Here is a 9,502-nt window from a genome sequence, read left to right on the forward strand (position 1 = left end):
GGATAAGCTTGGCCCGATGGTATGATTGGCGCCAATTTATTGTTTTGGATCTGCGAGGTGACAGATGCCTTTTCTGGCGACTGAAAAACTCCTGTTGGCCATAGAGGCCGAGTTGAAAGCGCAGGGAATGTGGAGCGCAACCGAACCTGGCGTGGCAGCCATGGCCAGTCAGGCGCCTTTTGCCTGTGACAGCATGGCATTTGAAGCCTGGTTGCAGTTTATTTTGTTGCCCAAAATGCGCACGCTGATAGACGCCAAAATGCCGCTGCCATCAGCCATAGCAACTGCACCTATGGCCGAACATGTCTGGGGCGAAGCGCCCGCATACCGTAATTTGATCACTTTGTTGAGAACCTTGGATGAACTCCTTACCAAACAAACAAGATGAGACCCAGCTTCAAGCCGAGATTTCGGAGCAATCTTTAACGCATGTGGATGAAGAGAGCCCCGAGATCCGTATCCTCTATGAAGATGAACACTTGGTTGCCATCCATAAACCGGCGGGATTACTGGTGCATAGAACCTATCTCGCGCGAAAAGAGCGTTTTTTCGCCATGCAGCTGACCCGTGATCTGGTCGGTTGTCATGTGTTTCCGGTGCACAGGTTGGATAGGCCGACCTCGGGTGTCTTGCTGTTCGCCAAGAGCAGTGAAATTGCCGCTATTTTGTGTCAGCAGTTTGCCGGGCGCGAGACACGCAAAGAGTATCTGGCCCTGGTGCGCGGCAATATGCACCAAGCCGGTACGCTGGACTATCCACTCAAAGAAGAATTGGATGCCGTGGCCGATAAACATGCCGACCGCAACAAGGAAGCCCAGGACGCCATTACTCAATATGCGCCGCTGCTCAATGCCGAGATCCCTTTCCCGTCAGGGCGGTACCCCAGCAGTCGTTTTGCCTTGATACGTCTATCGCCGCAGACTGGGCGCAAGCATCAACTCAGAAGGCATATGGCTCATCTGCGTCACCCCATCATAGGTGACACGACCCATGGCGATGGCAAACAAAACCGTTTCTTTCGCGAACACTTCGGCCTCAACCGTTTATGGTTGCTGGCTCAGAGCTTGAGCTTCACTCACCCAACGACAGGCGAGCCCGTCACCATAGTGACAGAGCCGGAGGCCGAATGGCTGCAAGTGTTCGAAGGCCTGGGCTGGGACGAGTCCCAGCTTGAGTCAGACAGCGGTTTGCTGCTGGCTTAGGGAAGGTGCGAATAAGTCCTAGTGGCACTCTGGCTTGCACAGCAATTGGCGTTCAAGGCATCTGACTGAAGGCATGCCGGGGCCTGTCGAAGTCGGATAACGCAGAGAGCCGGTTGCTGTGAAAGCCCCGAAGGGCGTGGCTTACAGACCTGCCTGCTATGTTGTGCTTCTTGCAAAGGACTAGGGCCATTTGCGGCGAACCACGCCTTGCATCCAGGCCCGTAAGCCGACGCAGAGCACACATGGGACTTGTTCGCACCTTCCTTAGGTTTCGTCTTTATTGGTGCGCTGGTGCATCATGTCAAGCAAGGGACGATAGGCGTCGAGTGGGTAGTGGGCGTGGTGCTTATCTTGTTGAGCGGCTCTGAAGTAACACATACGGCGGACATGAGTTGCCCTTTGGTGTTGCTTCTGAAGTTTCTGCTTGCTGCTCTGTCGCATCGCTGCGTTTCCTTATCGCCAGTGGCGTGTCGGCTGGGTGTCTGTTGATGCTTATGCTTGCAGCATAAGCAGACGATACAGTATGGTGGAGAACAATGAGTATTGGTCTCGAGGCGCAGAGTATAACATGAAAAAAGTGAACCTGGTGTTTGGAACTGTCTATGGTAATGCTCAGTTTGTTGCCGAGACGCTCCAGAAGCAGCTCCAGGCCCAAGGCGTGGAAGCCAAACTTTGGCAAAGTCATGAGCTTAACGGGTATGTACCGACTGCCGATGAGTATCTGTTGTTGGTCTCTTCTACTACTGGCCAAGGGGATCTTCCGGATGATATTTTACCCTGGTTTTTGGCGCTGAAAGACACTGCCCCCTACTTGCCAGAGCTTAGGTACGGGGTTATTGCCCTGGGGGACTCGAGTTATGAGACCTTCTGCGGCGCAGGTAAACAATTGGATGAACTGTTTGCGGAGCTTGGTGCCAAACGTATCGGTGAGCGTTTGGAGATTGATGCCTGCGAAACCATGGAACCCGAGGTCGAGGCTCAAGCATGGCTCAACAACTGGCTCCCCCTGTTGAAAGCGGAAGCGGGCGCCTGAAAGGCTTTTCGCAACATTGGTTTAAGTTTGCCCAGCGCTTGAGTCAGGCGCTGCTTGTCCCCATTGCTATCCTGCCTGCTGCCGGTGTGATGAAAGGCTTAGCCAGTACGCCGACAGGTATTTTGTCTCCTTCGCTCAATGAGCTGTTTGCCACCACAGGCGATCTCATCTTCACCATGATGCCGCTGCTGTTTGCCATCGCCATTGCTATAGGTTTTTGCCGCGATCAGGGGATTGCCGCCTTCAGTGCGGCGTTCGGCTATGGGGTATTCAACTCAAGCTTATCGCTGCTGGCTTCGCAAAACCCCGTGCACACTTCGGTTTGGCTCGGAGTGGAGACCATAGATACAGGTATAGCCGGTGGTATGTTGCTTGGGGTGATGACCTGTTTGGCGATGGCTATGAGTCGTCATTTGCGTTTGCCGGCTATCTTTTCCTTCTTTGAGGGACGCCGCAGTGCGCCATTGCTGATGTTGCCATTGGCGGTGTTGCTGGCTTATTTGCTGGCGCTTATCTGGCCACCTTTGGCGCACTATATTGAGGTGTTTTCCAATTGGGCTGTGTATCAAAAGCCGCAGCTGGCCTTTGCCATCTATGGCACTGTGGAGCGTCTCTTGTTGCCACTTGGACTGCACCATATCTGGAATGCACCTTTCTATCTGGAGCTTGGGCAATATTATCAGGATGGTGAATGGCTCAGAGGCGAAGTGGCGCGCTACCTCGCCGGCGATCCCCAGGCCGGCAATCTGGCCGGAGGCTATCTCATCAAGATGTGGGGCCTGCCGGCGGCGGCCCTGGCGATTTGGCGCTGTGCCGACAAGAGTGAACGCAATCGGGTGGCCGGCATCATGCTGTCGGCGGCGGCAACCAGTTGGCTTACCGGGGTGACTGAGCCGATAGAGTTTGCCTTCCTGTTTGTAGCGCCTTTGCTGTATCTGGTGCACGCACTGTTGACCGGGCTGGCTTATGCTGTCTGTATCTGGCTCGACATTCACTATGGGCTGGTGTTTTCCAATGGTTTGCTGGATTTTGCCCTTCTGTGGCATCAATCTGCCAACGCCGGTTGGTTTCTGATCCTGGGTCCCTTGACCGCAGTCATCTATTACCTGATTTTCCGTGCTTCCATCATGGCATTCAATCTCAAAACGCCGGGGCGGCTGGAGCCGGAAACCGCTTCGGGCGGCAATCTGCTGGCCATGATAGGTGCCCTCGGCGGCGCCGCCAATATCCGCAATCTCAGTGCCTGCATGACCCGCTTGCGCCTGAGTGTCGAACACCCTGAGCTGGTAGACAAGTCCCGCCTGTTGGGATTGGGAGCCAAGGGCGTGATAGTGGTAGGGCAGGGCGTCCAGGTGGTGTTTGGCACCAAGGCCGAGACCCTAAGAAGGCTTTTGCAAAAGTATCTGGACAGCCGCTCGGCTAGCCGGGGATAAAGGGCTGCTTTTAATGAATAAATTTTAAGCGTTAGCGGCGAGACTATGGCATATTCAAACTTTAATGCTGCAATAGGAGTCGATATGCCACGCAAAATACTGATGATTGATTGTGCCGATGAATATGGGCTTATCGCCAGAGTCACTGGGGTATGCTTTCAGCACAGACTGAATATCATCAAAAACAACGAGTTTGTCGATAATCAGCAGGGGCGCTTTTTCATGCGTACCGAACTTGAAGGTGAGTTCGATGAAACTAAGCTGCTAGAAGAATTGGCCGAAGTTCTGCCCAAGCAAAACCATATGAAACTGGTGGATGCCGGACGCAAGCGCATAGTGGTGTTGGCGACCAAGGAGGCCCATTGCCTCGGGGATCTCTTGATGAAAACCTACTATGGTGCCCTCGATATGGAAATAGCCGCCATAGTGGCCAACTACGACACCCTGGCACCGCTGGCGGCTAAGTTTGAGGTGCCTTTTCATCATGTCAGCCATCAGGGGCTGGATCGCAGCGCCCACGAGCGTGCCATGTTGGAAATTATCGCCAGCTACCAGCCTGAGTACCTGGTACTGGCCAAATATATGCGGGTGCTCACCCCAGAGTTTGTCGAGCAGTATCCCAATAAGATCATCAATATTCATCACTCCTTTCTGCCGGCCTTTATCGGCGCCAATCCCTATCGTCAGGCGTGGGAGCGCGGGGTGAAAATTATTGGGGCCACGGCGCACTTTGTGAATAACTGTTTGGATGAGGGGCCCATCATTAAGCAGGATGTGATCCCTGTGGATCACAGTTACAGCGCGGCAGATATGGCCAAAGCCGGCCGAGATGTGGAAAAAAGTGTTCTCAGCCGGGCTCTGGCGCTGGTACTCAATGAGCAGGTTGTGGTGTACGGCAATAAGACCTTGGTATTTTAATCCGAGTGTTTTGGGCTCAGTGAGTTCAGCGGAAACTCACGTAGAGTTTTTCCTCCTCTGGGATCATGGCCATATCGGAAATGGTCACTTTGCCGGGCAGGAAGCGGCCAATCTTTTTGGCTGTGCGATCGGCGCCATGACTCATGGCAAATTGATGCAGTGACTCACCATTGCATACTAGTCGAGGGAATACTCGCTGTTCATTGATCCGGTACTCACGCAGGGTGCTGGAAAACTCTATCATGCTGTTGCTGGCACTGGACTTACAGACCTGGATCAACGCCTGCTCAATATAAGGATCCATTGCGGCCTGGGCACTGAGAGAGCCGAAGCTCAGGCCGGCGACAGCCAGTAATACGGCGCCGGTGCGGGTACGTTGGCAAAGGTTCATGGCTTGCTCCTTTTCGGGACGCTTCAAGTACCATTTAAGTACAGTCGTAGCAGCGGCATTTGCCAGTGATTGAATAGGGCTTTATGTCAGCAGTTGTTGCTGCTGGGGCAGGGTGTGTCCCAAGGTGTATAAGTTTGTCTCTTGGTAAGTAAATGTGTCTGCCTGCGCCCTTATGGGCAGAGCAGACACATAGATGGGGATACTGAGCTAATAAAGTGCTTATTGTTTAAGGTCAGCTCCCGAGGGCAAGGGTCAGTCAACCATCCGCAGCAGTTCGTTGATACCCACTTTACCACGGGTCTTCTCGTCTACTTTCTTGACTATGATGGCGGCGTAAAGATTGTACTTGCCGCAGCTGGAGGGCAGAGTGCCTGACACTACCACAGAACCTGCTGGAACTCGGCCATAGTGAATTTCACCGGTTTCGCGGTCATAGATGCGGGTGCTCTGGCCGATATAGACCCCCATGGAGATCACTGAGCCTTCCTCGACCACGACCCCTTCAACGATTTCAGAGCGGGCACCGATAAAGCAGTTGTCTTCAATTATGGTCGGGCCAGCCTGCAGCGGCTCGAGTACGCCACCAATACCGACACCGCCGGAGAGGTGCACGTTCTTGCCAATTTGTGCGCAGGAGCCAACTGTGGCCCAGGTGTCGACCATGGTGCCTTCATCTACATAGGCGCCCAGGTTTACGTAAGAGGGCATAAGCACAGTGTTTTTGCCGATGAAAGAGCCTTTGCGCACTGCAGCAGGTGGCACGACACGTATGGCTTCGGCGCGGAAGCGAGCTTCATCATAGTCGGCAAATTTCTGTGGTACCTTGTCGAAATACTTGGTTTCGGCCCCATCGATTACGCCATTGTCGAAGATACGGAAAGACAGCAAAACGGCTTTCTTGAGCCATTGGTGCACATGCCATTGACCGTCCATTTTCTCGGCCACTCTGGCCTCGCCTCTGTCCAGCATGTCAATCACTCGTTCCACATCGGCGCGCAGCTCGGCGTCAACTGTGGTAGGGCTTATCTGTGCGCGAGCTTCAAAAGCCGCCTCAATACGTTGGCGTAAAGCCTCCATTGGTTTCTCCCGTTTACTTAGGTTGTTGGGGTCCCGAATTGGGACAGGGCACTGATCAGTGACTCTTGCAGCCTTTGTTGCTGGGCTTCATCCAGTGCTAGTCCCTGATTGGTTTGTAGAATAAAAAAGTCCTCGGCGCGTTCGCCTATCGTGGTGATCTTGGCCGCCAGCAGGGTAACATCACAGCGATAGAAGGTTTCACCTATCTTGGCCAGCAGGCCCGGGCTATCCAAGGCTATCAGCTCCATCATACTTGTACCATGGCGGCGGGTCGGCAGAAAACTGACCTGAGTCGGAACTTTAAAAGGTTTCATCTTGCGCGACAACTTGCGAAAGCGCGGGATCTTGGGTTGTTCGCCACTGAGTGCCTTGCCAAGGGCCTTGCGTATGCTTTGTATCCGCGACAGCTGACTGACTGCCTTGCCGTCCTGTTCGAGGATCACAAAGGTATCCAGGGCGTAATTATCCTTGGATGTCATGATATTGGCATCATGGACATTGATATTCTTGTTGTCCAGCACCGCCATCACGGTGGCAAACAGCTTGGGTTTGTCCTGACAGTAAATAAACAGCTCGGTGCCGCCACGGGTGGTGTGTTTGGATACCATCACCAGCGGCTCATCTTGTTTGTGCTTGAGGATCGCTTCGGCGTGCCAGGCGATTTGATTGGGTTGGTGGCGCAAAAAATAATCGGCCTTGAACCTCTGCCACAGTAGATCGAGAGTCTTCTCCTTGAAGCCGCGCCGCAGCAGTTCTTTTTTTGCCTTGGCCTGATGTTCCCGCACCCGGGCGCGGATATCCACTGGCTTTTCTTTACCGCGGGCAAACACCCTTTGGGTGGAAAAATAGAGGTCCCTGAGCAGGGAGCCCTTCCAGTTGTTCCAGGTTTTTTCATTGGTGGCACAGATATCGGCCACCGTTAGGCAGTAGAGATAACTCAAGTGCACCGCATCACGAACCTTGTCGGCAAAGTCGGCCACCACTTCCGGGTCGGAAATATCCCGCCGCTGGGCGACAATCGACATCAACAGATGATTCTCTACCAACCAGCTGACCAAGCGGCCATCGTGATCATTAATACCATGCAATTTGCAAAACTCCAGCGCATCAACGGCGCCGAGTTTACTGTGATCGCCACCGCGCCCCTTGGCGATGTCGTGGAAAATGGCCGCCAATACCAGCAGCCCCTTTTTCGGTAACTGATTAATCAGTACCGAGCCGAGAGGGAACTCCTCTTTTTGTTCCACTTGGGCAAACTTTTCGATATTGAGCAGCAGCCTATGGGTATGTTCATCCACAGTGTAGGCGTGGAAGAGGTCAAACTGCATCTGGCCTTCAATGGCGCGCCAGGCTGGCAAGTAAGCCGACATCACCCCATGTTTGTGCATCAGTGATAGGGCGGCAATACCGCGAGGATGTTTGAGGATCTCCATAAACACTCCGCGGCAACCTTCCCTAGCCATCAGAGGTTGCGGCTGGGCACGTCTGGCTCTTCTCAGGGCCCTCAGGGTTGGGGCGTAAATTCCCTGAATGTTGGAGTTGCGGGCCACATGCAAAAACAGCCTGACGATCTCTTCCGGCTCGTCAAACAGTGCCAAGTCCAAAGCCTCGATAAAGCGGCCGCGGCGCTGATAGTGTTCATCGATAGGCTGGATTTCCAGCGCCTGAGTGTGCCCCAGGGTGGCGCGTTTGAACAGTTGCAGCAGCATCTCGTTGAGCTCCATCACCCGCCGCACTGTGCGGTAATAGCGCTTCATCATCTGCTCTACTGCCAGTTGGGTGGCATCTTCGTAGCCCATTAGGCCGGCTACCTGGCGCTGCAAGTCAAACAGCAAACGGTTTTCGTCACGGCCCGATGCCAGGTGCAGGGCAAATCTCAGCTCCCAGAGGAAGTGCTGACACTCCAGCAGCTCCTCGAGTTCTACCTGCTCCAAAAAGCCGTGTCCGACCAACTCTTCAAGTTTGGCGGCATCGAAGTGGCGCATAGCGACCCAGGCTATGGTTTGAATATCCCTCAGGCCACCCGGGCAGGTCTTGATATTGGGTTCGAGATCGAAGGCGTTGGCTTTGGCGTGGCGGGCACGCTGTTCGTTACGCTTGGCATTGAAAAATTCGCTTGAGGGCCAGTACTGATGCTCGCGAATTTTATCGTAAAGGGTATCAAACAGGATTTCTGGACCGGTGAGCAATCTGGCTTCGAGCAGGTTAGTGGCTATGGTGATGTCCTGACGTCCCTGTTGCAGGGTTTCTTCCAGGGTTCTGACACTGTGGCCTATTTCAAGACCAGCGTCCCAGAGAAAGGCGATGTAGGCACTGAGCCTACTCTCGGCTGCCGGGTCTAGGTTGTCATCCACCAGAAACAGCAGATCTATGTCCGAGTATGGGTGCAGCTCACCGCGGCCGTAGCCGCCGACGGCAATGAGGGCGATGGGATAAGCATTTAACCCTTCGGCTTGCCATTGTTCAATCAGTTGCTTATCGACAAAGCGACAGCGGCTGGCCACCAGTTCGACTATCTTTTCGCGCGAGGTAAACCTGTCAAACAGGGCTTGATTCTGCTCACAAAGTGCCGTTTTGGCTGCCAGCGCTGTGCTCATTCTATTCCTTGGGTGACGCCTTATTTGGCGTGATTGATGATCCTCGGGAAATCTTCCTCGGCACGCAGCGTCAGAACCTCTACACCTGTCTGGGTGATCAACAGAGTGTGTTCCCACTGAGCCGAATTTTTACCATCTGAAGTGGTGACAGTCCAGCCGTCATCCTTATTCAGTACAGAAGTATGGCGACCGGCGTTGATCATCGGCTCAATGGTAAAGCACATGCCGGGGCGCAATATGGTCTTGTCATTGTTTCTGTAGTGCACGACCTGTGGTTCTTCGTGGAAGCCGGCGCCGATACCGTGACCACAGTAATCCTGCACGATTGAATATTTGTCCAGGCCTGATTTGCTGGCCTTGATGAATTTTTCAATTGTGGTGCCAATTTCACCCAGCTGCATGCCGGGGCGAACCTTGCGAATGGCGGCATAGAGGCTCTCCTGGGCGATACGACACAGGCGACGATCTTTCGGGCTGACATCACCTATCAGAAACATCTTGGAAGTGTCGCCATGGTAACCATCTTTGATGACAGTGATATCGATATTGAGAATATCGCCGTCCTTGAGCACGCGATCGCTGGGAATACCGTGACAGATCACCTCATTGATAGAGGTGCAGATGGACTTGGGAAAACCATGGTAGTTGAGCGGTGCTGAGATGGCGCCTTGTTCTTCGGTGTATTTGGCACAGAGATCATTGAGTTCGTTAGTGCTGACGCCGACCTTGACGTGCGGGGCGATCATTTCTAGGACATCGGCTGCCAGCTTGCCGGCGGCGCGCATTTTCTCAATTTCGTCTGCTGTCTTGATGACTATACTCATGGGGTTTTCTCTTAATAACGAGTGCCC

Annotated in this window: 10 protein-coding genes; 5 read left to right on the top strand and 5 right to left on the bottom strand. The window is 53.6% G+C overall.

All coding sequences use genetic code 11. The annotated features are described in order from the left end of the window. The first annotated feature begins 64 nt into the window (after window positions 1-64). Both CBE72_RS16625 and truC read left to right on the top strand, forming a co-directional pair. Complete coding sequence (locus tag CBE72_RS16625) at window positions 65-388, top strand: YqcC family protein (RefSeq protein WP_100145146.1); 324 nt, start codon at window positions 65-67, stop codon at window positions 386-388. Then, window positions 360-1,202, top strand: a complete 843-nt coding sequence (gene truC, locus CBE72_RS16630) for a tRNA pseudouridine(65) synthase TruC (protein WP_100145148.1) — start codon at window positions 360-362, stop codon at window positions 1,200-1,202. Before CBE72_RS16625 ends, truC begins: the two co-directional genes overlap by 29 nt. Window positions 1,203-1,466: 264 nt before the next feature. Here truC and CBE72_RS20160 read toward each other — a convergent pair whose 3' ends face one another. Beyond that, the gene (locus CBE72_RS20160; protein ID WP_100145150.1) at window positions 1,467-1,643 is read right to left on the bottom strand and encodes a hypothetical protein; all 177 of its coding nucleotides are present in this window, start codon (window positions 1,641-1,643) and stop codon (window positions 1,467-1,469) included. Between the two features lie 127 nt (window positions 1,644-1,770). Here CBE72_RS20160 and CBE72_RS16640 point away from each other — a divergent pair, with 127 nt between their 5' ends. The 3 genes from CBE72_RS16640 to purU all read left to right on the top strand — a co-directional run bounded on the left by CBE72_RS16640 (window position 1,771) and on the right by purU (window position 4,586). Continuing rightward, window positions 1,771-2,235 carry a flavodoxin gene (locus CBE72_RS16640; protein WP_100145775.1) on the top strand — a complete coding sequence of 155 codons (465 nt, stop codon included), beginning with the start codon at window positions 1,771-1,773 and terminating at the stop codon, window positions 2,233-2,235. Next, entirely contained in the window at window positions 2,187-3,668 is a 1,482-nt protein-coding gene (locus CBE72_RS16645) for a PTS transporter subunit EIIC (RefSeq protein ID WP_100145151.1), read from the top strand. Before CBE72_RS16640 ends, CBE72_RS16645 begins: the two co-directional genes overlap by 49 nt. 84 nt (window positions 3,669-3,752) lie before the next feature. Continuing rightward, window positions 3,753-4,586: a formyltetrahydrofolate deformylase gene (purU, locus tag CBE72_RS16650; protein WP_100145152.1), complete on the top strand. Its 834-nt coding sequence runs from the start codon at window positions 3,753-3,755 to the stop codon at window positions 4,584-4,586. Between the two features lie 25 nt (window positions 4,587-4,611). Here the strand turns inward: purU and CBE72_RS16655 are convergent, their stop codons facing one another. From CBE72_RS16655 to map, 4 genes are all read right to left on the bottom strand, one after another. Beyond that, window positions 4,612-4,977, bottom strand: coding sequence for a DUF3718 domain-containing protein (locus CBE72_RS16655; protein ID WP_100145153.1), 366 nt, complete (start codon window positions 4,975-4,977; stop codon window positions 4,612-4,614). A gap of 252 nt (window positions 4,978-5,229) precedes the next feature. After that, window positions 5,230-6,054 (bottom strand): 2,3,4,5-tetrahydropyridine-2,6-dicarboxylate N-succinyltransferase, encoded by an 825-nt coding sequence (dapD, locus tag CBE72_RS16660; protein WP_100145154.1) that lies wholly within the window; start codon window positions 6,052-6,054, stop codon window positions 5,230-5,232. Between the two features lie 17 nt (window positions 6,055-6,071). Continuing rightward, on the bottom strand, window positions 6,072-8,651 hold the full coding sequence (glnD, locus tag CBE72_RS16665) for a bifunctional uridylyltransferase/uridylyl-removing protein GlnD (RefSeq protein WP_100145156.1): 2,580 nt from the start codon (window positions 8,649-8,651) through the stop codon (window positions 6,072-6,074). Between the two features lie 20 nt (window positions 8,652-8,671). Then, complete coding sequence (gene map / locus CBE72_RS16670; protein ID WP_100145158.1) at window positions 8,672-9,475, bottom strand: type I methionyl aminopeptidase; 804 nt, start codon at window positions 9,473-9,475, stop codon at window positions 8,672-8,674. Window positions 9,476-9,502 lie beyond the last annotated feature (27 nt).

The sequence above is a fragment of the Shewanella carassii genome (assembly GCF_002777975.1).
Classification (GTDB): Bacteria; Pseudomonadota; Gammaproteobacteria; order Enterobacterales; family Shewanellaceae; genus Shewanella; species Shewanella carassii.

Bases quoted from the DNA above. Each gene is read 5' to 3' on its own strand.
- CBE72_RS16625 (WP_100145146.1), top strand. From the start codon at position 65: ATGCCTTTTCTGGCGACTGAAAAACTCCTGTTGGCCATAGAGGCCGAG.
- truC (WP_100145148.1), top strand. From the start codon at position 360: ATGAACTCCTTACCAAACAAACAAGATGAGACCCAGCTTCAAGCCGAG.
- CBE72_RS20160 (WP_100145150.1), bottom strand. From the start codon at position 1,643: ATGCGACAGAGCAGCAAGCAGAAACTTCAGAAGCAACACCAAAGGGCA.
- CBE72_RS16640 (WP_100145775.1), top strand. From the start codon at position 1,771: ATGAAAAAAGTGAACCTGGTGTTTGGAACTGTCTATGGTAATGCTCAG.
- CBE72_RS16645 (WP_100145151.1), top strand. From the start codon at position 2,187: ATGGCTCAACAACTGGCTCCCCCTGTTGAAAGCGGAAGCGGGCGCCTG.
- purU (WP_100145152.1), top strand. From the start codon at position 3,753: ATGCCACGCAAAATACTGATGATTGATTGTGCCGATGAATATGGGCTT.
- CBE72_RS16655 (WP_100145153.1), bottom strand. From the start codon at position 4,977: ATGAACCTTTGCCAACGTACCCGCACCGGCGCCGTATTACTGGCTGTC.
- dapD (WP_100145154.1), bottom strand. From the start codon at position 6,054: ATGGAGGCTTTACGCCAACGTATTGAGGCGGCTTTTGAAGCTCGCGCA.
- glnD (WP_100145156.1), bottom strand. From the start codon at position 8,651: ATGAGCACAGCGCTGGCAGCCAAAACGGCACTTTGTGAGCAGAATCAA.
- map (WP_100145158.1), bottom strand. From the start codon at position 9,475: ATGAGTATAGTCATCAAGACAGCAGACGAAATTGAGAAAATGCGCGCC.